The following is a 24826-nucleotide window of genomic DNA, read 5'->3' on the forward strand; positions in this document are numbered from 1 at the left end:
AAAATGATAACTAAATATAAGATACCGTTTTTTGCAGCACTTGCCGCTACGCTATTGCTTAGTGCCTGCGTTACAAAAAAATATGAGCGCCCTGCGACTATAAAAACAGAAGATGCCTTTAGGGACTTAAAGGGCACTGATACTGTTACTATGGCAAAAATGCCGTGGGAGAAACTATTTTCTGACGATAAGCTTAAAGCACTAATTGCAAGAGGGCTTGCGCAGAATGTAGACCTTAAAAATGCCGTAGAAAATATGGTGCAGGCACAGGCTACACTAAGGCAGGCAAAGCTGGGATACTACCCTACGCTTAGTGCCAATGCCGATGTTACGCACAACAAGCAATCACGGTCTGCATTAAACTTTCCTGCGGGTATAAACATCCGTACGCTTACAGATACCTACAGGGCATTTTTAAGCACCTCGTGGGAGGCAGATATTTGGGGTAAGTTAAGCGCTACTAAGCGTGCGGCACTTGCCAGCTACCTGCAAACAGATGCGGCAAAAAGGGCGGTGCAAACCCAGCTTATTGCAGATATTGCTAATGCTTACTATAACCTTATTGCCCTTGATGAGCAGCTAAGGATTACCGAAGAAACGGTAGACACAAGGATTAAGAACATAGAGGTTGTAAAAGCCCTTAAAGAGGCTGCTATTGTAAACGGAGCCGCCGTTGTACAAGCAGAGGCTAACCGCTATGCTGCCGAGGTTACCATACCCGATTTAAAACAAAGCATCCGTGAGACAGAAAATGCACTAAACATATTGCTGTCTCAGCCACCGGGAGCTATAGACAGGAACCAGCTTGCCAGCGAGCTTGTTTACCAGGATCTTGCCGTGGGAGTATCGGCGCAGTTGCTGCAAAACAGGCCCGATGTACAGCAGGCAGAGTTTGCCTTTAGAAATGCTTTCGAAAATGTAAACCTTGCCAAAACCTATTTTTACCCAAGCCTTACCCTTACGGGCAATGGTGGTGCATCTACCCTGCATTTAGAAAACTTTTTTAAGCAGTCTATATTTTACAGCATAGTAGGATCGCTTACGCAGCCCATTTTTAACCGTGGGTTAAACAAGCAGCGCCTTACCACGGCACAGTCGGTACAAGTGCAGGCATTAAACACGTTTCAGCAAACCATATATGTGGCAGGACAGGAAGTAAGCAATGCTTTGTACAGCTATGAAATGGCAGTGCAAAAAAAAGATACCCGTACCAAACAAATAGAATCGCTTACCAAGGCGGTTGATTATACAGAGCAGTTGCTACAGTATACGTCTACCACAAATTATACCGATGTGTTAACATCGCAACAAAGCCTCCTTTCTGCACAAATAAGCGGCATTAACGACCAGCTACAGCAATTACAGGCTGTGGTAGAGTTGTACCGTGCCCTGGGCGGAGGCTGGCAATAGTATAGTTAGAGAGGTTTCCTCTTTAATTATTTTAGATTAATTGTTTGTTTTATGTAGGCCACCCGTTGCAGGTAACTGTAGTGGGTGGTTTTTTTTTGTGAATTTTAAGCGGTCGCTGTTGCCTGAACTTGATAATATATGGCTTTGCGTCTCTGCGTCCTGGCGTAACAAATTATTACCTCCTAAGTTACCAAATACATGCCTTTTATACATTTTGTAATATCATTAGGGTTAAATAGATGCCAATTATTATAATGGTATAACGCATTAGGTATAATGTTGTAACCCATACGCAATGGTTTGGGGTAGCTTTGCTAATTACCCGAATACTTGTAATTTTGAATAAAAACGGCACTATAGTACTCCTTGATAACGACACCGCAGCAAGCGATGTTATATGCAATGGACTTAAGGCACTGGGCCATCGAAACGAAATTCTTTGTTTTGATGACTCCGAAGCTGTAGCACAATATCTTGCAGATAACCAGTTAAATGTGTTTTTGCTGATGCAAAGCACAACATCGCCCGGAGTGCAGGTGCCGGATACCCGCAACATGATATTCATGCACGAGTCGTTTAATACAGACAATGTACCTTACAGCTTTTTAGTGCTTACCAAGCAACGGCTGCTTACAGGCAGGCTGCATACTTTTGTACACTGCTATTACAAACCTGCTGCCCTAAGCCATGTTATAGAAACACTTACCGGTGTAGTAGATTTCTGGAAAGACCATGTTTTTCCGCCACGGGTAGAGCAGCATAATTAGATTAGAATTATACTATATACTCATGATGTAAAATATTAGATATGCCCTTTAATAGTTGGCTCAATCTTAATTTACCACAAGGTTCACCAGGATTTCACGAAGATCACAAAGTTTACGCTTCGCTTTTAAGAACACGGGGCTGTGCCCTCCACGATTATAGTTCCTGCCTTGTGTCCTTCGTGAAATCCTGGTAAACCTTGTGGTTAAATGCGGATCAATATAACAGCTGCACATAGTGCGGCTTTTTTTTATGTCCTTACTCCTCCCAATAGCTATCGGGAGGCTCCAAAGAGGAGGGTGCAGCTACACCCAAATGTCTTTAGTTATAGATTAGCCTTAGTATACCCTATTCTTAGCAGAAGGTTTTACCACAAAGTTCACGAGGATTTCACGAAGGACACAAGGTGATGGTAAGCACACGTATATTCCGCCGTAGGCGGTGGGACACTAAGCTATTACGTAAAGCCTTGTGTTCTTCAATCCTGATCATCGGGATTGTTATCTTTATTTAAATGTTACGCTTATCTTTGTGTGCTTTGTGAAAAACCTCGTGTGCTTTGTGGTAAAATAATTGAAGTCTGTAAATAAAACTATCTTATATTTATAAAGTATATTAATTGTAAACAATGAAATCATATTTTATAATAATTTCCCTCTTAAGCTGCCTGATGTTAGCCAATTGCGGTAAAGAAAAACCACTGGAAAAAGCAGAAATTGAATCAGTAGCCCAAAGGCCATTAGCATCTGAACTGGACACGTTTTACCTGGGCGGCAAACTTGTTAGGGTTGAAAAGATTGAAAAATCAGATTTTGAGGAGGTTGATGCTACTCCAGCCATAGATACATCTGAAACTAAAAACCTGCAAAGGGACAGTGACAAAGTACAACGAACGGGCGATACACTGCAAATAAAAACCGCTGCTAAGAATGTGTTTATTGTAAATAACGACAGCGATACCGATGAGTATGCCCAGTATACTTATATGGGTTATAATAAAGCTATAGACCAGTATTTGGTTTTTGGCGGTTTTTACGAATGGCACAATTACCTGCTTATAGATGCTAAAACAGGCAGCCAAACGGTGCTTTGGGGTAAACCTGTAGTATCGCCAAACGGTAAATATATTGTGAGCGGCAATACCGACCTTGTAGCGCAGTTTACAGATAATGGCATTCAGTTATTTGAAAGCGGTAATGCACCAAAAGTAATAGGCGAAAAAATATTACAGCTTTGGGGGCCCGAAGAAATACGGTGGAGTAATGATACTACTTTATTTGTAAAGGCTAATGTATCCGATGAAAAGTCGCCCGACCTGGAGGTTACAAGGTATTTTAAGCTGAAGCTGGGATTGTAGGTTGTATCTTTCGTAGTTACCTTTGCTTCCAACAAACCTATCATAACTTATTTGAAATTTAATGGCATCAGTTCATCCAAATTATATAAAAGCATCTGACTTATTATTAATAAATACAGTTCTAACTATACCTAACGTTTTTCTTTCGCCAAGAAATTTCGCTACTCCGCTTGCGATTTCTGTTCTCATAGCTGTTATCGTATTTCAAATAGTTATAGCTATCGCTATAAGAAATGGCGTAGCGTGGATTAAATATCTTATTTTAGTTCTTTTCTTAATAGGGCTTTTTGAAATATCTACCTTTGTTAAGATTTTTTTAGAAACACCAATTATTGGAGTAATCAATATAATTCAAACTTTACTCCAAATTGCTGCAATAGTTTTGCTTTTTAAAATACAATCGAAAAATATTTAAACTGAATATCTGTTGATAATATTTTCATATAAATGTAGTATTATTTTCTTCTATTAATTATATTGCGCCTGTTAAACTATCAGGTGGAACATCTTTATTTTACAAAATAGGTATATAGCTTTTCTTCTTGAAAGTATGCATAGAAAATGAATTTTACACATAGTTTAGAGAAGCGGAGCTTCAAACTATGGATACTATGCAAACTTTAACGGCATTTTTGCTATGAATTCTATGTGGTAAAATATTCAAACTAAAGATGTGTCAACTCAATATCTAAAAGGAGCAGCTATGGGAACGGAGAAGATAAAAGGGCAGGGTGCGGTTACAAATATCCATAATCATTTTGAAAAGTTTCGTTACGAAAAATCCATCTATGATGATGATTTTGAAGAGAAGGTGGCGAAGACTGAGATACTGGAGGTATTTCCAAAAACAATTGTGAATCCGGTTAAAAGCCCCGATCTGCACATGGCATACAGCATGAACCCTTATCAGGGGTGCGAGCATGGCTGTGCTTACTGTTTTGCCCGCCCCACGCACGAATACTGGGGTTTTAGTGCGGGTATTGACTTTGAGCGCAAAATAATGGTAAAGAAAAATGCCCCGCAATTGCTGGAACAGTTCTTTAAAAAGCGTGGGTATAAGCCCGAGCCCATTTTACTATCGGGCAATACAGATTGTTACCAGCCCATAGAACGCAAAATGCAGATTACAAGAAAGTTACTACAGGTGTTTTTAGACTACCGGCATCCGGTAGATATCCTTACCAAGAATGCCCTTGTGCTTCGCGACATCGACATCCTGAAACAACTGGCTGAAAAAAATCTTGTATCGGTATCGTTAAGCATCCCCACCATAAACGAAGAGTTACGCCGCAAGCTGGAACCCCGCACATCATCTGTAAACAATAAGTTGCAGGCTATAGAAACCCTCTCTCAAAACGGCATACCGGTGCATATTATGGTGGCACCTATAATTCCGGGGTTAAACAGCGACGAGATTTTGCCTATAGTAAAAGAGATCGCTGCCCGTGGTGCAACGAGTTTTGGGTATACGCTCGTCAGGCTAAACGATACGGTAGAACCCATATTCATCGACTGGCTTAACGAGCATTACCCCGACCGTAAAGACAAGGTGCTTAACCATATTGCAAGTATGCACGGCGGCAAGCTGGGCGAAAAAAACGTAGCCAAGCGCAGAAAAGGCGAGGGCAATATTGCCGATATGATACACAACACGTTTCGCATTGGGCGGCAAAAGTTTTTTACCAACCAGGGTATCATGCCGCTTGCAACCCACCTTTTTGACGGGACAAAAGGCGAACAGCTTAGTTTGTTTTAAAGAGCGTGGAACGTGTGGATACAGATACTTGTGTGGTTTATAATATATTATGAATAACACACCCCCAACCCCTCTCAAGAGGGGAGCCAGCCCCAACGCTGGAAATATCCTGGATAAATGGGGTTTAAGGTATGAGTGAAGCTGTTCCCCTCTTGAGAGGGGTTAGGGGTGTGTTACAGATAACTTTTTTTGTAATCTTACTGTCCCCCTTAATAATTAGATTGCTTCATTCCTCGCAATGACAGCAACGGAAACAGTAGTGAGCCCCGGCGGGGCGATATGTTTATAGCAATCAGGTTATCCGTATACGATTGAGCCCCGGAGGAGCTCACGATTCTCTGCTTTCAAATTTTTTGTAGGAAACATTATTAAAGTAACACACCCCCAACCCCTCTCAAGAGGGGAGCCAGCCCCAACGCTGGAAATATCCTGAATAACTAACCACTGTAAATATCCTGGATAAAATTGGGTTTAAGGTATGAGTGAAGCTGTTCCCCTCTTGAGAGGGGTTAGGGGTGTGTTACAGATAACTTTTTTTGTAATCTTACTGTCCCCCCTTAATAATTAGATTGCTTCGTGCCACGCAATTACAGCAACGGAAACAGTATGTGAACCCCGGCGGGGCGGTATGTTTATAGCAATCAGCTTATCCGTATAGATTGAGCTCCGGATTCTCTGCTTTCAAATTTTTTGTAGGAAACATTATTAAAGTAACACACCTCCAACCCCTCTCAAGAGGGGAGCCTGCCCCCAACGCCGGAAATATCATTAATAAAATGCGGTCTAAAGGTATGAGTGAAGCTGTTCCCCTCTTGAGAGGGGTTAGGGGTGTGTTACAGATAACTTTTTTGTAATCTTACTCTCCCCACTTAATAATTAGATTGCTTCGTGCCTCGCTATGACAGCGACGGAAACAGTAATGAGCCCCGGCGGGGCGGTATGTTTATAGCAATCAGCTTATCCGTATACGATTAAGCCCCGGAGGAGCTCAGGATTCTCTGCTTTCAAATTTTTTGTAGGAAACATTATTAAAGTAACACACCCCCAACCCCTCTCAAGAGGGGAGCCTGCCCCCAACGCCGGAAATATCCTGAATAACTAACCACTGTAAATATCATTAATAAAATGCGTTCTAAAGGTATGAGTGAAGCTGTTCCCCTCTTGAGAGGGGTTAGGGGTGTGTTACAGATAACTTTTTTTGTGATCTTACTGTTTTCCTGCCTTAATAATTAGATTGCTTCGTTCCTCGCTATGACAGCAACGGAAACAGCATGTGAACCCCGGCGGGGCGGTATGTTTATAGCAATCAGCTTATCCGTATACGATTGAGCTCCGGAGGAGCTCAGGATTCTCTGCTTTCAAATTTATTAAAGTAACACACCCCCAACCCCTCTCAAGAGGGGAGCCAGCCCCAACACCGGAAATATCCTGAAAACTGTGTTGCTTAAAAGTCTGAGTGAAGCTGTTCCCCTCTTGAGAGGGGTTAGGGGTGTGTTACAGATAACTTTTTTGTGATCTTACTGTTTTCCTGCCTTAATAATTAGATTGCTTCGTTCCTCGCTATGACAGCGACGGAAACAGTAATGAGCCCCGGCGGGGCGGTATGTTTATAGCAATCATGTTATCCGTATACGATTGAGCTCCGGAGGAGCGGCATATAATTCCGCTCCTCCGGAGCTCAGGATTCTGCTTTCAAATTTCTATAAACATGCCGCTCCTCCCGGAGCTAAAAAAACGGGCAACTCTCAGCACCCGTTTATATGTCAATCTTAACAGACTATTTTTCTTAAACTTATTAAAACAGGATTAATAAGAGTACACCCCAACCTCCTCATAATTATCGTACAGAAAGGGGTTGGGGTGTGTTAATTTATCGGGATATCTGCATGCCAACAGATGCGATACACCTAATCTTTAATAATAAGCACCGGTATTTTTACCTTATGCCTAACGGCATCTACGGTAGTGCCAAAAATAAGGTCTTTAAAAAAGTTATGACCGTGTGCACCTAATATCAGTATGTCAAACTCGCCGCTGTCATTCACTATTTTAGGTATCTGTTTTTTAGGGCTGCCAAAGCTTAGCTGCGTGGTAACGGTAAAGCCTATTTCTTCAAGGCTGTTTTTATACTGGGTAAGGTATTCCATATCTGTATTGGTTTCATGGTCTTCGGCCTGATCGCCATACAGCATGGCACCTACGGTTTCTACCACATGTATAAGTGTATAACGGGCATCGGTACCGCCAAGCTGCATTGCGCTCGATAGTGTTTTGCCATCGGTCTTGCTAAAATCAAGCGCTATGGCAATGTTTTGGTACACCTGTTTTTGCGGCAGCATTTGCAATGCCTTAGGGCTAAGGTGCGGCACAAGGTTTTTAACGGCCTTGCTTTTCATTACAAACGGCTCTATGGTAATGTACAAGAGTACCGCTACGGCAAGGGCGGTAACCGGCACTACAAATATCCAGATGTAAATTGGGTCGGCAGACTCTGCAATCCACCCATGTATTTCGTCGTAAACCAAATTGGCGTTAAGCCCTACAATGGTAAGGGCTATAGCCCATGCCCCAATTTTAGTAAATGTGCCTATGGTAAAATCGCCCATCTTGCTCTTATCGCTCACAAAATGTATCAGCGGAATAATTGCAAAGCCCAACTGCAAACTCAGTATTACCTGGCTTAATACCAGCAGCTCTCCGGTAGAATCTTCGCCAAAATAAAGTATGGTAAGGAAAGCCGGCAGTATGGCAATAAGGCGGGTAACTATGCGGCGCACCCACGGTTGTATGCGCAGGTTAAGGTAGCCCTCCATAACAATTTGCCCTGCTAAAGTACCTGTAATGGTGCTGCTTTGCCCGGCTGCTATAAGCGCAAGGGCAAACAATACAGCTGCCCAGCTGCCCAGCATAGGCTCCAGTAATTTGTGTGCATCCTGTATATCGGCTACTTCATGCAGGCCGGCAGTAAAAAAAGTGGCGGCTGCCAGTATAAGTATGGCGGCATTTACAAAAAAGGCAAGGTTTAAGGCTATTACAGAATCTATAAGGTTATAGCGTATGGCCTGCTTTATACCCTGAAAAGAACGGTCGAACTTGCGGGTTTGCACCAGCGAAGAGTGTAAATATAAATTGTGCGGCATTACCGTTGCCCCTATAATACCTATGGCAATATAAAGCGCGGCACTGGTAGGAATTGTAGGTATAAGGCCTTTTGCCACTTCGCCAATATCCGGCTTGGCAAAAAACATTTCGGCTAAAAATGAAAGACCTATAATAGCAATAAGCCCAATGATAAAGGCCTCCATTTTCTTGATGCCCTTGTTCATAAGGAACAGCAGCAGGAAGGTATCAAACATGGTAATGCTTACACCCCACAGCATTGGTAAATCAAACAAAAGTTTTAAGCCTATTGCCATACCCAGCACTTCGGCAAGGTCGCAGGCAGCAATGGCAACTTCTGCCAGGGCATATAAAAATATGTTTATGTGTTTGGGGTACGTTTCGCGAGATGCCTGCGCAAGGTCGCGGCGGGTTACAATACCCAGGCGCGCACTAAGGCTTTGCAGCAACAGTGCCATAAGGTTACTCATGAGCAGTACCCACAGCAGCGAATAGCCAAACTCGCTGCCCCCGGCAAGATCTGTAGCCCAGTTGCCGGGATCCATATAGCCTACGCTTATCATGTATGCCGGGCCAAAGAACGCTAATATTTTTTTCCAGCCTTTGCCGCTGCCGCCGGCAGAGACCGACTCGTGTACGTCTTCGAGCGAATGGTTATTGTGTGGCATGTATTATACGGGTTTTACAAAAAGGTTAGAGGCTATTTTGTTAGATACGGTTACGTTTTTACCGTCTACACGAAGGCTCAACGAATGGTCAAAATCTTCTTTGGCTACCACCTCTATAGATGAGCCAAGGGCTATTTGCTGCTTATCAAGATATTGTAAAAAAGGGGGGGAACTGTCTTTAACACCTACACAGATAACTTTTTTGCTAACGCCAATTTCCGACAGTAGTTTTTTATCGATGCTTGCTATCCTGCCGTCTTTATCGGGTATGGGGTCGCCGTGAGGGTCTTCGGTAGGGAAGCCTAAAAACTCGTCGAGCTTGTTTGTAAGCTTTTCAGATTTTATGTGTTCCAGCTGTTCGGCCACATCGTGTACCTCATCCCATGAAAAATCGAGTTTCTCTACTAAAAATACTTCCCAAAGGCGGTGTTTGCGCACGATCATGAGTGCCATGAACATGCCCTTTTGTGTAAGGGTTACGCCTTGGTATTTTACATATTCTACAAGTTCTTTGTCGGCAAGCTTTTGCACCATATCTGTAACAGATGATGGCTTGCTTTCCATAACGTTAGCAATAGCATTAGTACTTATGCCTTTGTTTGCAGTGTGCGATAAGTGGTAGATAACCTTAAGGTAGTTCTCTTCAGAGTAAGTCATTATAAGCTATAGTGATAGCTACAAATATAATGAATTATTTGATACAGGTAAAAACATTTTTAGTCTTGGCTAAACATTAAGATTTGTTCAGGAAGATAAATATGATTTAGAGGTCATTTCACATCAAATTGATAAATGAGGTATTAAGATGATGAATTGCCGTAGGATATTATACCAACGTCAGTGCTTAATAGTAAATATTTTTTTCACGCAAAGGCGCAGAGCCGCAAAGCTTAGCACTCTTTAGTAAGTATCTTTTTAAGCGACTGTTAAGTCGCTGGGGTGTACCAGTCTATCATTCCCCGCTTTGCGGCTCTGCATCTTTACGAGACATTAACAAACATATTGAACTTATAACATTTCTTTAAATGCTATTACACATAGATTGCCATATAAACTACCCTGAACACAACTCTAAACTTTACGCGAGTCCCTCCCACCATTTAGTAAATACTGTATTGGTATCGTTAAGGCTTACCTTCTCCCCTATCATTGGGGTAACAACGGGCATATTTTGTCTTGCCGCTTCAGTAGTAACGCGGATAAGAGGCTCATCCCAGGCATGAACGCTTAACGCGAATTTAGAATGGTGTACCGGCATCAATCTTTGTGCACCAAGATCGTGTGCGGCGGTAACCACCTCTTCGGGCATCATGTGTATGTATTTCCAGTATTCGTTGTATTGGCCACATTCTAATATAGCAAGGTCAAACGGGCCATGCTCCTGCCCTATGGTTTTAAAGTGGTGGTCGTAACCGGAATCTCCGCCCAGGAATAATTTAAACGATGGCGTTTGCAGTACAAAGGCTGCCCATACCGCCTGGTTGCGCTTAAAGCTGCGCCCCGAAAAATGCCTGCCGGGAACGGCGTGTACCGTAAAACCTTCGTTTAAAACTACAGCTTCGTTCCAGTTGGGTTCGCTAATAATGGCGGGGTTATAACCCCAGTATTCTAAATGTTCAGCAGTGCCCAGGCTGGTAACTACTTTCCTGACTTTAGGCTTTAATTTCAGCACCGTTTGGTAATCAAGATGGTCCCAGTGGTCGTGCGATATAAAGAGGAAATCTATCTGCGGAAAATCTTCCACCGCATACACATCGCTGCCTGCAAAGGCTCTTGTAGTAGCGGGAATAGGCGATGCACTTCCGCTAAAAACAGGGTCTACCAATATGGTCTTACCGTCTGCCTGAATAAAATAGGACGAATGCCCAAACCACACTATCACATTTTCGGACGGGTCCAGGTTTTTAAGGTCGGTTTTTTGCGATGGCAGTGGCTGCGAGGGCTTGTTACGCCTGTCTTTACCAAAAAAGAATTTAGTAAGTACTTTAGTATAAGTAGCACCTTCGGCAAGGTCGGGCGTAAAGCTTTGGTTCTGGAACTGCCCGTCTTTATAGTTTGCTGCCTGCTGAATTTTAATGAGCCTGCTACCCGATGGTTTCCTGCCAAATCGTGGCGATTGCATAAAGATAACTGTAGCTGCTGTTATAAGTGCCACTATGATTATAAAGATCATTTGTATTGTATTAGAATGGCAAAATTAGATAAAAAAGAAATCGCGTATTTTGTTGTAACGTTCATTATTACTTGATGAACTCATCATGACTTTTTTCAATTGGCTGCAAAATGATCTTTTCGCCCCCTATTTTACCTGTTTTATTATTCCGTAGCGCTGCTATGCAATGCAAAAAAGCTAAAATCTGAAACAAAAATCTCCATTTTTCGCTTCAATCAAAAAAGTCAAGACGAGTTCGATAAATTTATTGCAGCAAACAACCTACTCTTCCCTTTTACGCAGCACATAATTACGAATGGGCTGGCCATCTACAATAACATCAGTTACAACGACATTACCTTCTTTTACCGCAACAAGGGCATAGGCCGGTTTTGTATTTTCCTGACGGCTATAGTCCCGGTAACTGTCTTCGGCTTCCTGTGCTTTGCCTTCTTCCATGTAAAAACGGTCAAAAGGCAGGTTAATATGCAAACTGCCATCAAAATAATAATTTGTTTTAACCACAATATAGTCATTGCCTGTTTGGGGCCGGGTTTTAGTAATGGCAGTTATTTTTGCAAAGCCGGCAGCATTTATACTTAGCAACGCATAAACCTGTTCATTGCTTTGCCAAACAGTATCTTTTACCCTAAGGATATTTTCTTCAAAATTGAGGCTCACATATTTTCCCCTAAACGGGTCTGACGGGTCTATAGGTTCTGTCTTAAACTTATACACAGTGCCGTGGCTCACGGTCATTTCGTTATCGTACACCATTTTTAAAGGTGCAAATGCCTGCAATAATGCTGTTACTGCAAAGGCTATAAATACATATTTAGTTTTCATGGGTATGGGTATCAGGTTGTTCTTTCTTTTTCTTTATAACTATGTAATTGGCTGCAAAAAAGCCAATGCCCACTATTAAAAAAAGGCTGCCGCGAATGGCAAAAGAAATATTGGTATCAAAAAAACGGATGGTGGTAAGTACAGCCAGTACCAGTATCCCAAAATTTAAGGTGCGAAAATGCAGTTTATTAATACCGTTACGAATGGTTAGTATGCCAAACGCTAATATAACCAGGTTAGTAAGTATGGTAGCGAGGGGTACATTTACCATTGCTATAAAGTATAACACCGGGAACAGGAATGTTGCCCACTTAAGGCTGCTAAACGTAGCACTTTTATACCTGAACATTAAAATTGCACTTATGAGCAGGAGCACAGCCCAGATTATTATAAAATGGCTCTGCACGGCATAAATTCCGTATTGCATATTACCGGTTATCTCTAACCACATATATTGTGCAGATACCATAAGCAGCACTATAATAATACCTAACTCGCCAAAGGCAAGATAGCCCGTTTGCTTTTTTAAATTGGCAAAGAACGGCAGCGAGCCTACGTTGTACATAAGGCATAGAAAAGCCATATACATAACCACTACAAAACCATCGGCACCTTTAAGAAAGGCCCCAAAGGCAATGAGCAGGCTTAAAGGCATAAGCCAGTTAAGTACTACAGCCAGGTTACTGTTTTTACCGGTTTTTAAATGCCCTATGTAAAAAGGTAATAACGCGGCAATAAATAACAGGTACCAATACGGCCTTTCCCATAACGAGTAACCGGCTACTGCACTATACCAGGTGCTAAAAACCAGGAGCAGTATTGCCGCAGCATTAGAGTTAAGAAGGTATACCAGCGGCAGGCACAGCAATATCCAGGTTGTTAAAAATGCAGGAAAATCGCCGGATATATTATATATCTGCGCCACGAGCGAGATGGATGCCCCTACCGCAAAGAACAGTAGTGTTGCCGCTGTTTCTTTCCACACGCTGCTTTTGTTTTTTAAGATAGAATATCCTGCAAGTGCCTGCGCTATAAATAAAGGCAGCACAGCAAGGCCGGTCTTAATAGTTTTACTAAAGTTGTCCCAGTTATGGGCAAATATGAGTATTATGCCCAGGCCTGCGAGTATGCCACCCAGCACCCCAAATATGGTAAGCATAATATTTGTTTGCGGATTTACCCTTGCGGCATAATACCTCTCTATATCGGTAGCGGTTTGTGGTGATATAACGTTGTTTTCCACCAGCTCCGGCAGGTCTTTTAATAAGGTTGCCATAATTGTATTTTGTTTAAATGTACAATAAAATAAGTATGTATATAAAAAACCCCACAGCCACCGGTTAAGGCAGCCATGGGGCATCCGCTAAGCGTTTACGCCGACTTTAAGTCGCGGGTATTTTTTTGTACGGCTATGGCTGCAAACAGGCTCAGGGCAAAAGACATCCCAAAGAAGCCTTTCTCGCTCAGCAGCAAATCAGCATTCCACAGGCCTATTACCAGTAAAACTATAGAGGCTACTGTGGTAAACCAGCTTATACCATAATAGATATCGGTTACGGGGATGCCTTCCAGCCTATCCCTCACACTTTTTTGTACAGATATTACAGAGAACAACCCAAAGAGCAGTATGGTAAAATAGTAGCCTTTTTCGTTAAGCTGCATGGTGGCGTTAAACAGCCCTATGCAATATGCTACAGCACCTGTAAGCAGCGCCATCCATGAGGCACCCACAAAGGCATTGGTAGGTTTTAACGAACGCGGCCCTTCGGGTGTTGTTGTTGTTGTTGTTGTTGTTGTTTCTTTTTTTGATGGTGAAGTTTCATTTACTTCAAAGGATTTTAGCGGTTCCATAAGTATTGATTTTGTTATTAATTATAAGGCAAATCTCCGTCAAAAAATAAAGCGGTAAAAATCAATATCATTATAAAACTGACGATATAAAACAGTATTTTTATAATTTTAAAACTATATATAAGTATCATGAATGCCATACACGAAATCATTAACTTAATGGACAACTATGATAAAAAGGCATTTAAAAATTACCTTAACGAAAAGAACAAGCGCAGTGATGTACAAAACATAACGCTTTTTAAATTGCTTGAAACTGACGATATAATTACCATAAATAAAATTTACGGTACTAATAACGCGGCATACCATGCGCTTAATAAACGCCTTTATGATAACTTAGTATCGTTCATGGCAGGCCGCACGTTTATAAACAATTCCGGCGAAGCCCACGAGGTATTGCGCCTGCTCGTGGTAAGCCGCCTGTTTTTAGAACACAAGCTTACTAAAACCGCTTTTAAATGCCTGGCTAAAGCCGAAGCCAAAGCTATAGAGCTGGAACACTTTAGCCTGCTTAACGAAATTTACCACACCCAGATACAGTATGCCCACCTTAACCCACAGCTTTTGCTAAATGATGTAATAGATAAATTTACCGCCAATAAAGAAAAACTAAACCGCGAAGAACAGCTTAACCTGGGCTATGCACTCCTGCGCCGCGAACTGGCAGAGATCGTGCACAAGGGAAAGGTTATAGATTTCAGGGAATTTATAATAGGCACAATGGGCAATCTTGGAGTATCACTTACAGAGATACTTACGTTTAAATCGCTGTACCAAATTTTATTTATTGCTAACGAGTACGCTTCCTTAAACAGCAACTTTACCCTTGTAGAGCCCTTTGTGCAAAAAAGCTACGCTTTTATTACCGGTAAAGAAGAAATGGCAGGCAGGCAGCTGTATTACCATATTTACATTTTGTATTTTATGGCTAATTTTCATTTTCGCAATCGCCGTTTTACAGAAAGCGTGACAATACTGGAGCAGATGCACAACCAGATGCAACAGCAAAACAAAAGGTACTATCCGCTGTTTTACATAAGGTATTTTCTGTTGGTATCTCTTAACAAAAATTATAACGGCGAGCCCGCAAACGCTTTGGCTATTGCCGAAAAAGCCCTGAAAGACGCCTCTAAAAAAGCCGACCTTGTTGATGTGAACGACCTGCGGCTTGCTATCATCGTGTTTTGCCTTCAGCAGGAAGACCGCGCCGTGAGTAAATACATGCGGCAGTATGTGCACAGCGACAGCTGGTACGAAAAAAAGCTGGGTATGGTATACGCCATCAGGAAAAGCCTGGTAGAGATATTAATGCACATTCAGTTTGAGAATACCGAACTGGCTTTGTCCCGGATTAAAAGTTTTAAGCGGCGCTACAAAAAATACCTTGCCGAAGTAAACGAAACCCGCGTTATGAATTATGTATTGCTGGTGGAAAAGTATGTGCAAAAACCGGAAATAGTTACAACATCTGCCTTTAAGCTGGGCATAGAGGCAATGGTGCAGCCTAATGCACAGGAGGATATTTTCGTGTTGAGCTTTTTAGGCTGGCTGCTTGCTAAAGCATACAAAAAACCGGTATATGAGGTTACTTTGGGGTTAATGAAAGGTTGATGCTTTTACCAATAAAGTTTTTTTACCACAAAGGTCACCAAGCATTTCACAAGGTGCACAAAGCAATATAAATATTTAACAATAAATATAAAAAAGTTGTATTATTAGAGCACAAAGCTTTATGGCTATCTGTGCACTCAGCTTTGTGTTCTCAAAGAGCAAAGCATTTTCTTTGTGCCCTTTGTGCTATTGATCTTAATTAGCACTCGTGCCCTTTGTGGTAAAATGTATAAAACGCTATAAATAAAGACTACTTCTCCCCGTTCCACTCTGCAAAAAACTGTGCCAGGAATGTTTCCATAAAGGCATGGCGCTCCTGTGCAATAGTTTTACCGGTAGTAGTATTCATTTTGTCTTTAAGCAGCAACAGCTTTTCGTAAAAGTGGTTTAGCGTAGGCGAATTGCTTTTTTTATATTCCTCCTTAGTCATGTGCAGGTTTGGCGCAATAGCAGGGTCATACAATGAGCGGTTCATAAACCCGCCATAGTTAAACGTGCGCGCAATACCTATTGCCCCTATCGCATCAAGCCTGTCGGCATCCTGAACAATAGCCAGCTCTGCCGAATGGAAATGCTTCTCGAAATTACCACCCTTAAACGATATGTTTTCTATAATATTAACCACCTGCATGATAATAGCTTCGGGTACATTTTGCGACTCTAAAAATTCCCATGCCAGTTTAGGGCCCACGGTTTCGTCGCCCTCATAAAACTTGCTGTCGGCCACATCGTGCAGCAGCGCGCCAAGCTGTACAACAGTAATGTTGCACTCCTCACCTTTGGCTATAAGCAACGCATTGTTATACACGCGCTGGGTATGAAACCAGTCGTGCCCGCCTTCGGCACCCTGTAGTTTTTGTTGTACAAAAGCTTTGGTGTTCTCTATAATAAGGGTAGTGTCCATGTATGTTTATTTGATGGGGTAAAAGTACGAAATGGTGTGGGGATACCATGAAAGAAATTTTCATTTCGACGAAGGAGTCGTGTGGACACAAATATTAACCTCGCCCCTCCCGATAGCTATCGGGACTCTCCAAAGGAGAGGGGGTAGCTACACTCAACTTGGTAAAATGCATTTTCAAAATATTTTCACATCAAGATTACAATAAGATACCCATTACTGGGCACCCCTCTCCTTTGGAGAGGGGCTGGGGGTGAGGTCAAAAAAAGAAGAGTTTCAGAGATATGTATCCGCACGATAGTATTGAGAGAGGTTAGGCGGCGTGATAAGAATGGGATATTAGCTCTGCCTTTTATTTGATTATTCATTATGACGTGCCGGCAAGAAAGTAAAAACTTTCAACTTTAAGACTTTCTATCTTTAAGACTTTTGTTTATTTTTAACCCATGAGAACAATTTTAGCAGTAGCGCTATTATCGGCATCCGGCCTTTTTGCGCAAAAAAGTCCCAATGCGGGCTATTGGCAACAGCACGTTAACTACAAGATGGATGTATCTGTCGATGTAAAAACCTTTAAATACACCGGTAAGCAACAGTTGGTATACACCAATAACTCGCCCGATACACTGCGCCGGGTGTTTTACCATTTGTACAATAACGCGTTTCAGCCTAACAGCGAAATGGATGCGCGCCTGCAGGCCATTGCCGACCCCGACAGCAGGATGGTAATCACCACTAAAGTGGGCGATAAAACTACTAAAACAAGCCGTATTGCGCCGCTTAAGCCTAACGAAACAGGCTACCTTAATATAACTAATTTTAAGCAGGACAATGTCGCTGCCAAAACTATAGTAAGCGGCACCATACTGGAGGTTACCCTTGCAAAACCAATACTGCCGCACAGCTCTACTACGTTTACGCTTGATTTTGATGCGCAGGTGCCATTGCAAATTCGCCGTAGCGGCCGCAATTCTGCCGACGGTATAGCCCTTAGCATGACGCAGTGGTATCCTAAAATGGCCGAATATGATTTTGAGGGCTGGCATGCCGACCCTTACATAGGCCGTGAGTTTCATGGCGTATGGGGCGATTTTGATGTAAACATTACTATAGATAAAACCTACACCATAGGCGGCAGCGGTTACCTGCAAAACAAAAATGAGATAGGTAAGGGCTATGAAGATGCCGGTGTTACTGTAGAAATCCCTAAAAAAGCCAAAACGCTTACCTGGCATTTTTTCGCACCAAATGTGCATGACTTTGCCTGGGGTGCCGACCCGGAGTATATTCACGATAAAATTATTGGAGAAAATAGCGTAGAGCTGCATTTCTTTTATAAAAACAAGCCTGAATTTTTAGACAACTGGAAAAGGCTACAACCTAAAACGGCTGAAATATTAGCGTATTATGACAAGAACGTAGGCCCTTACCCGTACAAGCAATACAGCGTAGTGCAGGGTGGCGACGGCGGTATGGAGTATGCCATGTGCACCCTTATTACCGGTGGCCGCAGCTTTGGCAGCCTTGTAGGTACAACAGCGCACGAGTTTGCACACTCATGGTTTCAGCATATTTTAGCTACTAACGAGAGCAAGCATTACTGGATGGATGAAGGTTTTACATCATACATATCAGACCTTGCCATGGATGCCGTACTGCCTCCTAAAGTTAAGGAGGATGAAGCTCCGGAGAGTCCGTTTAAAGGTGCTTACGACAATTATTTTTATTTGGTAAAAAGCGGTAAAGAGCAGCCGCTTACCACGCATGCCGACCGTTACAACTCTAACACGGCATACAGCATTGCGGCATACAGCAAGGGCGAAATTTTTCTTGCACAGCTGGGTTATGTTATTGGCGAAGAAAAGCTGGCGCAAACCCTTAAGCGTTACTTTGCCGATTATAAATTTACCCATCCTACGCCTAACGACATTAAGCGTACCGCAGAAAAAGTGAGCGGAGCCGAACTGGACTGGTATTTAACCGACTGGTGCCAGACTACCAATACTATTGACTATTCTATTAAAGAGGTTAAAGAAGCGGGTGCCAACACTACAATTACGCTGGAGCGCATAGGCCTTATGCCCATGCCCATAGATATTATTGTGGCGTATAGCGATGGTACACAGGAAAGTTTTTATGTACCGCTTAATTTAATGCATTATACAAAAGACAATCCGTTCCCTAAGCTTAAGCGCACCGTTTTAAAAGAGTGGGACTGGGCACACCCTACCTTTACCTTTACCATAAACAAGCCTAAAGATGCTATACGCATTATGGCGATAGACCCATCTGAAACTATGGCAGATGTAAATAAGGCCAACAACCTTTATAGCAAGTAACACATACTTACTAATACAAAAGCAGCATTTATTAAGTGCTGCTTTTTTTGTGGGTTTAATCCGGAATATAAATGGCTTGTGCTTAAATTAAGGCTGTATTACTAATAAGCAAATTCCTCTTTGTGCTTCTCTATAAAATCGGCCCAGCGGGTAGGCTGCTGCCCGGTTATTGCTTCAAAGTTATCAAACACATCGTCTGCTCCGGGAATAGTACCTTCGGCATAGCGAATGTAATGTTTGTATACACAATCCATATATGCCATATCGGCGCCATTAGCCTGCATCGTCCTTAAAAACTCTTCGGGGGCATGGGGTACATATTTAAATGGCTTGCCTATAGCATTGGTCAGTAAATTTGCAATATCATAATACGACTGCGCATCGTAGCCCAAACGGTAGGTTTTACCGTTATGTATTTCGGGTTTTAGCAATGCCTGGGCCGCAACAGCAGCCACATCGTTAACATCTACCCAGCTTTTGCGGGCATCTTTTACATACTGCACAATAATGCCGTTATTAATAACCGGGGCGCCGCCATAGCTAAGCAGGTTTTGCATAAAAGTTTCGGGGCGCAGGTGCGTAAACGAGAAGCCGTGCCACTCTATAAAACGCTCTACAAGCTGGTGCCATGCCCAGTGTGCTACGGTGGTATTATCGCGACCGCACGCACCCAGGTGCACCACGTGTTTAACACCGGCAACTTTAGCAGCATCCAGCAGTGCCTTGCTCTGGCGAAGCATATCTACCGTGTAGCCGGTTACAATAAATATCCTGTCGATATCCTTAAGGGCATCGGCATAAGTGGCTTCGTTATCAAAATCAAGGATTACTGTAGCAATGCCTTTATCATGAAAAGCCTGTGCTTTTGCAGCAGTGCGCACAGCAGCCACGATTTCTATACTATCGTTATTTTGTAAAAAGGAGATTGTTTTTTGTCCCACCTGTCCGGTTGCTCCGGTTATCAGTATTCTGGGTTTTTGTGCAGACATAAGGTATGTGTAAAGTGAAATTTAAGCTTACTATAAACTTAAAGGCACACAAATGGTGCTACACAAATATAAGCTATAAACACAAAACAGACATGACACAAGAGCGTAAAATTTAAAGTGAAGATTACTTACTAAGGGTTTATTAAGGTAGTACTCACCTCATTTATATTATAAAACCCATCAATTGTAAACGAAAATCCTTCAAGGCTAAACGACTTTAAAAAAGCAAGTATCTCCCACTTATATTCTAGTGCTACTGGGAAGTAGCTTTTAGAAAACTGGAGGTTTTTATAATGAATTTTATTAAAAATAGTATTAAGGCCATCCTCTACAAAAGAAAGGAACTCGGGCAGGTCTTCTACTGACACTATCTCCGACAGGCGGGGATAGTATCGTTTTGCTATTGTGGGTGTGTAGGTGGCATAATTTAAAATTTAATTACTTATACTTTAGTGCCTTCCAAGGGTGGCTCTAATAGAAAATTCAGATATTCAGTTAGGATGGATTTGAAGTCGATAATTGGAATATTTATAGTTTGTCCCTGATCCTCAATTTGAACATTGCTTAATGCTAAAGTGGTTGTTTCGCTACCTACGCGAATATTACTTTCAAAAGGTATTCCTTGCAATGCTTTATTAACATCATCGAGTATATCAGTAATATGATCAGGACCTTCAATCTGACTCAAATAAAAATAGAGTCCTTTAAAGGCCGTGTTACTGGCAATTATATATTCGACAGTTTTGAAAATTGTTTTGTCAAACACTTTATTTACAAATTGAAGATTATAGTTTTTATGTGTTGAACTCATATGATGATTTTTAATAGTCAAACATTAATATATTATCTAGGTAAGTCTGGCCAGTAGTTGGATTAGTCTTAATAATTAACCTCACTCTCACATTATTGCTAAAAAATGAGACATAGGTACCCTCTTGTGTAGGATTGCCCGCTTTCCACAAGGCGAAACCTATTTCCTCCTTTACTTTTTTTACTGACCAAAAATCGGGTAATAAAGTTGAAGCGCCCCTTTTTGTTCGTGTTCATTTAAAGACGATATGAAAATTTTAACTTTTGCTCTTTAAATCCTAGCAGGAGATTTCTTATATTTTCTAATTCTACCGAATATTCCGTTCCCTCCAATGCTGCCTCCACAGACGGGAGATGATGCCCACCGGTAACTGTGTAGCATCCAGCAGTGCCTTGCTTTGGCGAAGCATATCTACCGTGTAGCCGGTTACAATAAATATCCTGTCGATATCCTTAAGGGCATCGGTATAAGTGGCTTCATTATCAAAGTCAAGGATTACTGTAGCAATGCCTTTATCCTGAAAAGCCTGTGCTTTTGCAGCACTGCGCACGGCAGCCACAATTTCTATACTATCGTTATTTTGTAAAAAGGAGATTGTTTTTTGTCCCACCTGTCCGGTTGCTCCGGTTATCAGTATTCTGGGTTTTTGTGCAGACATAAGGTATGTATGTAAAGTGAAATTTAAGCTTACTATAAACTTAATGGCACACAAATGGTGCTACACAAATATAAGCTATAATAGCAAAATTTTCATAATGCAGGCACACAAACTTCTATGCACAATGTTACTTTTTAAGCTTTAAAACGGCAGGGTTAGAATATAAAGTACCCTCAAAAATTTCTATTTCATTTTCTGTTAATTCATCTTTAAGATATTTAGGCAGTGAGGCTTTTAAGGCTTTTGCTTTGCACTTATAAAATACCTGAAATGTGTAGCCTTCCTTTAAGTTATTAAACGCTGCAGCACCGCCATTACGTAATATACGGTCATGTTCTAAAACAATGGGCAGGCTTACAAGTACCTTAAATGTTTTGGTTTCACTAGGATGCAGTACTACCGAATTATCAATATAATTATCTATTTGCGGAGACGTTCCCAGTAAAGCCTGTTTTTGCCATTTAAGTTCCATTTCATGTAATTTAATATTAACATGATAATGATCCTCACTATTGTTAGCATAATCAATTACTGACGGACTATGTTTAATAATAATGCCATTTTTATCTTTTATTGTAAATCCTAATATGCCACGAGATACAGGTTCTCCGTAGTAAGGAAAAAAATCATTTGTATCAATTACAAACAGCAACTTTTTATTGGTAGGGTTGCTTAATGTATAACTTATCACAGTAACAGATTTGTTTCGTAATGAATCAGTGCTATAAGACCTCATGTCTGAACCTTGAGATGACGTATCTACAAAATAAACTTCCTTGTTATTAAGTTTAAGCACAGCATCCTGTTCTTTTAAACAGCTGCAAAGGCTGAGGAGCAGTAATAAGGCAATAAATTTATGCATAGTGTTAAAAGTTTTGTGGTGCTGTGGTTTATAAAGTAGCTTTACGGTTAGGGTACAGGCAAATATAATCGCTAAACTTTAAACCACAAGCCATTAAAATTTTAAGTATTTTTGCAGCATGGAAACAAACAGGCAAAAAAAAATAGGCGCACTGCTGCAAAAAGACCTTGTAGATATATTACAGGGCGAAATACGCAAAAATGGCGTGAGCAATCTTGTATTATCGGTATCTAAAGTTTTAGTAACTACTGACCTTTCTATTGCAAAGGTATATTTAAGCGTGTTCCCGTCTAACAAAGGCGGCGAAATACTGGCTGCCGTAAAAAGCAATGCCCCGCTTATTAAGCACGACCTTTCGCAGCGTGTAAAATTACAGCTTCGCAAAGTGCCTAACCTTGTGTTTTTTATTGATGACACACTGGACAGGATGGAAGTTATAGACAAAGAACTTACCGGAGAAAGCAACCCTATTACAAACCCGGAACTGCTGGAAAGACGCAGAAAAATGTAATTTAATTTGAGCTTCTCCCTATATATAGCCCGGCGCTACACCATTAGCAAAAGCAAAAGCACTGCCGTAAACATTATTACGATTATTGCTGCGCTTGGTATTTTTGTAAGTACTGCCGCGTTATTTATACTTATGAGCGGCTTTAGCGGCCTGCGCGACTTTAGCCTCTCGTTTGCCAATGCTACCGACCCCGACCTTAAGATCATGCCATCTGCCGGGAAATCTTTTACGGTGTCGCCCGCACAGCAAAAACAACTTAATGCCATTACAGATATTGCTGCTTACAGTGGTGTGGCAGAGGAGCGCGTTCTTTTTTATTATAACGAAAAAGAACAGGTGGCCTACCTTAAAGGGGTAGATACCCTTTACAGTACCGTTACAGGAATGAGCGATAAAAAAGTACTGTTGGGCGGCAACTGGCTTAAAATGTATACCGGGCAGGCAGTGGTAGGTGCAGGTATATACAGCAAGCTGGGCTTAGGCCTGTTTGATATGCAGCGGCCGCTGGAAGTATTTGTGCCTAAAGCAGGCGATGGTGCTATTAACTCTGAAAAAGATGCCTTTAATAAAGAAGAGCTTATTGTAGTAGGGGTTTACTCTATTAGCGAAGATGTAGATAACCGCTATGTATACTGCAGCCTGGACCTTGCCCAGGAACTGTTACAATTTAAAAAAAACCAGTATAGCGCGCTGGAGCTTAAACTGAAACCCGGCACCAACGAAGACCGACTTCGCGAAAGGTTACAGGGTATTTTTAAAGCTACTGTAGAGGTTAAAAACCGTGCACAGCTTAACGACTCTCTTTATAAAATGCTTAATGCCGAAAATTTGGTTACCTACCTTTTTAGTTCTCTCGTGGTGGTGCTTACACTGTTTTGCCTTGCCGGCGCACTTATAATGCTTATACTGGACAAAAAAGAAAATATAAAAACCCTGTACAGCCTTGGTGCCGAAATACGCACCCTGCGCCGCATCTTTTTTTACCAGGGCATTTTTATAACTACACTGGGTACTTTTTTTGGCATTGTATGCGCTACCATACTTATTGTTTTACAGCAGCAATATAGCCTGTTCATGATAACGCCCACTATGGCTTACCCTACGGCTTTTATTGTAAACAATGTATTTATTGTATTGGCAACAGTATTTGGGTTGGGTATTTTTGCATCTTATGTAGCCTCTACACGGGTTAACAAAGAGCTGCTGGATATAGCGTAATTTGCTCTTCATTCTGCAAAAGTTAAAACCCTCATTGCAATAATTTTTACTATTCCTTTTTAGTATTGTAACCGTCTATGTTATGCTATACGAAGTTGATCTGTTACATGCTATTCAATTTCATATTCTTTTTTAAGTATGTTTATAATACCTTCTTTTGTAACACCATCTTTAGAAGTTAGGTTTAGGTTGATTAATGCTTCGCCCCCATAGTACCTGTCTTTTGTATAAAGCGTATCTAACAGGGTTTGCAAATAATATTGCTTTACAGTAATGCCATGTATCTTACCACCGGTACTGTCAATTTTTATGCTTTGCTCTTTGTCGTTATCAAAAAACAGTTTTTCCTCTATCGCAATGGTGTAGTTTTTAGTGTGCTCCGTATAGGGTTCGGTATACGAAACCTCTACTGCCGGTATTGCGATCATGACCATAAAATTCCACAGGGCATGATACAGGAATCCCCAAATAAAGTTAAGCCTTACCCTTATAAATGTAATTACTAACCCGCCGGTAAGCTGGGTTAAAATAATGAGTGGCGACAGGGCATAAAATAAATTACTGCTGTTTGTATAATTGGCAATGTGCATAAAGCCAAAACAAATAGCAAAGGAGTATACTAAAAAAGGGAAAAACCTGCTCCATGCTGCCGCACTAATTACCTTGGTTTTTAATCCCTTATAGCGTAAAAAATACCTAAACAAAAGTTCTTCGCCAAAAGGAACCACGATAACAAAAAGTATAACCGATTTTAAGGCCGTGTAATATTCATTATCTACCGACCTTAAGTTTAGTATACTATCTATTTCTTCTAAAACCGGAAATATAAAAAGGTAGGATAGTATAAATTCAAATACCAGTAAAATTAATATGTACAGGAACTTGCTCTTTACGGTTAACCGGCTTTGGGTATCATCGGGCTTTTTTATAAAGCTGAACAAATCCCTGAGTATTGTTTTGATCATGAAAGTAAACGCAAAATTATGGTAGCGCAAATA

Annotated in this window: 22 protein-coding genes; 9 read left to right on the plus strand and 13 right to left on the minus strand. The window is 41.4% G+C overall.

Features of this window, described 5'->3' with window-relative positions; genetic code table 11:
• Window positions 1–3: 3 nt before the first annotated feature.
• The 5 genes from F565_RS0114145 (at window position 4) to F565_RS0114170 (ending at window position 5288) form a co-directional block, all read left to right on the plus strand.
• Window positions 4–1410 (plus strand): efflux transporter outer membrane subunit, encoded by a 1407-nt coding sequence (locus tag F565_RS0114145; RefSeq protein ID WP_020213891.1) that lies wholly within the window; start codon window positions 4–6, stop codon window positions 1408–1410.
• 338 nt (window positions 1411–1748) lie between these two features.
• Window positions 1749–2177 carry a hypothetical protein gene (locus F565_RS0114155; protein ID WP_020213893.1) on the plus strand — a complete coding sequence of 143 codons (429 nt, stop codon included), beginning with the start codon at window positions 1749–1751 and terminating at the stop codon, window positions 2175–2177.
• A 668-nt stretch (window positions 2178–2845) separates the two neighbouring features.
• Window positions 2846–3532: a hypothetical protein gene (locus F565_RS0114160; protein WP_020213894.1), complete on the plus strand. Its 687-nt coding sequence runs from the start codon at window positions 2846–2848 to the stop codon at window positions 3530–3532.
• Window positions 3533–3593: 61 nt separating this feature from the next.
• Entirely contained in the window at window positions 3594–3947 is a 354-nt protein-coding gene (locus F565_RS0114165; protein WP_020213895.1) for a hypothetical protein, read from the plus strand.
• A gap of 288 nt (window positions 3948–4235) precedes the next feature.
• On the plus strand, window positions 4236–5288 hold the full coding sequence (locus F565_RS0114170; protein ID WP_020213896.1) for a PA0069 family radical SAM protein: 1053 nt from the start codon (window positions 4236–4238) through the stop codon (window positions 5286–5288).
• 1907 nt (window positions 5289–7195) lie between these two features.
• Here F565_RS0114170 and F565_RS0114175 read toward each other — a convergent pair.
• From F565_RS0114175 to yiaA, 6 genes are all read right to left on the minus strand, one after another.
• Entirely contained in the window at window positions 7196–9076 is a 1881-nt protein-coding gene (locus F565_RS0114175; protein ID WP_020213897.1) for an Nramp family divalent metal transporter, read from the minus strand.
• Between the two features lie 3 nt (window positions 9077–9079).
• Window positions 9080–9733 (minus strand): metal-dependent transcriptional regulator, encoded by a 654-nt coding sequence (locus tag F565_RS0114180; protein WP_020213898.1) that lies wholly within the window; start codon window positions 9731–9733, stop codon window positions 9080–9082.
• Between the two features lie 421 nt (window positions 9734–10154).
• Entirely contained in the window at window positions 10155–11249 is a 1095-nt protein-coding gene (locus F565_RS0114185) for an MBL fold metallo-hydrolase (RefSeq protein WP_020213899.1), read from the minus strand.
• 261 nt (window positions 11250–11510) lie between these two features.
• Window positions 11511–12074, minus strand: coding sequence for a GDYXXLXY domain-containing protein (locus F565_RS0114190; RefSeq protein WP_020213900.1), 564 nt, complete (start codon window positions 12072–12074; stop codon window positions 11511–11513).
• Complete coding sequence (locus F565_RS0114195; RefSeq protein WP_169336030.1) at window positions 12064–13350, minus strand: DUF2157 domain-containing protein; 1287 nt, start codon at window positions 13348–13350, stop codon at window positions 12064–12066. The genes F565_RS0114190 and F565_RS0114195 overlap by 11 nt, the downstream gene beginning before the upstream one ends.
• A gap of 95 nt (window positions 13351–13445) precedes the next feature.
• The gene (gene yiaA, locus F565_RS0114200) at window positions 13446–13925 is read right to left on the minus strand and encodes an inner membrane protein YiaA (protein WP_020213902.1); all 480 of its coding nucleotides are present in this window, start codon (window positions 13923–13925) and stop codon (window positions 13446–13448) included.
• Between the two features lie 129 nt (window positions 13926–14054).
• Here yiaA and F565_RS0114205 point away from each other — a divergent pair, with 129 nt between their 5' ends.
• Window positions 14055–15539 (plus strand): hypothetical protein, encoded by a 1485-nt coding sequence (locus F565_RS0114205; RefSeq protein WP_020213903.1) that lies wholly within the window; start codon window positions 14055–14057, stop codon window positions 15537–15539.
• Between the two features lie 250 nt (window positions 15540–15789).
• On the opposite strand, the gene F565_RS0114210 is transcribed toward F565_RS0114205, so the two are convergent.
• Window positions 15790–16443, minus strand: coding sequence for an HD domain-containing protein (locus F565_RS0114210; RefSeq protein ID WP_020213904.1), 654 nt, complete (start codon window positions 16441–16443; stop codon window positions 15790–15792).
• Window positions 16444–16886: 443 nt separating this feature from the next.
• On the opposite strand from F565_RS0114210, the gene F565_RS0114215 reads away from it, so the two are divergent.
• Window positions 16887–18779 (plus strand): M1 family metallopeptidase, encoded by a 1893-nt coding sequence (locus F565_RS0114215; protein ID WP_020213905.1) that lies wholly within the window; start codon window positions 16887–16889, stop codon window positions 18777–18779.
• Window positions 18780–18880: 101 nt separating this feature from the next.
• Here the strand turns inward: F565_RS0114215 and F565_RS0114220 are convergent, their stop codons facing one another.
• The 5 genes from F565_RS0114220 to F565_RS0114240 form a co-directional block, all read right to left on the minus strand.
• Complete coding sequence (locus F565_RS0114220) at window positions 18881–19768, minus strand: SDR family oxidoreductase (protein ID WP_020213906.1); 888 nt, start codon at window positions 19766–19768, stop codon at window positions 18881–18883.
• 131 nt (window positions 19769–19899) lie between these two features.
• Entirely contained in the window at window positions 19900–20136 is a 237-nt protein-coding gene (locus F565_RS0114225) for a hypothetical protein (RefSeq protein ID WP_020213907.1), read from the minus strand.
• 74 nt (window positions 20137–20210) lie between these two features.
• Window positions 20211–20579: a hypothetical protein gene (locus F565_RS0114230; RefSeq protein ID WP_020213908.1), complete on the minus strand. Its 369-nt coding sequence runs from the start codon at window positions 20577–20579 to the stop codon at window positions 20211–20213.
• 307 nt (window positions 20580–20886) lie between these two features.
• Entirely contained in the window at window positions 20887–21237 is a 351-nt protein-coding gene (locus tag F565_RS0114235; protein WP_020213909.1) for an NAD(P)H-binding protein, read from the minus strand.
• Window positions 21238–21364: 127 nt separating this feature from the next.
• Window positions 21365–22099, minus strand: a complete 735-nt coding sequence (locus F565_RS0114240) for a hypothetical protein (RefSeq protein ID WP_020213910.1) — start codon at window positions 22097–22099, stop codon at window positions 21365–21367.
• Window positions 22100–22217: 118 nt separating this feature from the next.
• On the opposite strand from F565_RS0114240, the gene rbfA reads away from it, so the two are divergent.
• Both rbfA and F565_RS0114250 read left to right on the plus strand, forming a co-directional pair.
• Complete coding sequence (gene rbfA / locus F565_RS0114245) at window positions 22218–22610, plus strand: 30S ribosome-binding factor RbfA (RefSeq protein WP_020213911.1); 393 nt, start codon at window positions 22218–22220, stop codon at window positions 22608–22610.
• Window positions 22611–22616: 6 nt separating this feature from the next.
• A complete protein-coding gene (locus F565_RS0114250; RefSeq protein ID WP_020213912.1) occupies window positions 22617–23828 on the plus strand; it encodes an ABC transporter permease in 1212 nt (403 codons plus the stop codon).
• A 110-nt stretch (window positions 23829–23938) separates the two neighbouring features.
• Here the strand turns inward: F565_RS0114250 and F565_RS0114255 are convergent, their stop codons facing one another.
• The gene (locus F565_RS0114255; protein WP_020213913.1) at window positions 23939–24793 is read right to left on the minus strand and encodes a CPBP family intramembrane glutamic endopeptidase; all 855 of its coding nucleotides are present in this window, start codon (window positions 24791–24793) and stop codon (window positions 23939–23941) included.
• Window positions 24794–24826: the final 33 nt, after the last annotated feature.

Source organism: Flavobacterium rivuli WB 3.3-2 = DSM 21788 (genome assembly GCF_000378485.1).
GTDB classification, from domain to species: domain Bacteria; phylum Bacteroidota; class Bacteroidia; order Flavobacteriales; family Flavobacteriaceae; genus Flavobacterium; species Flavobacterium rivuli.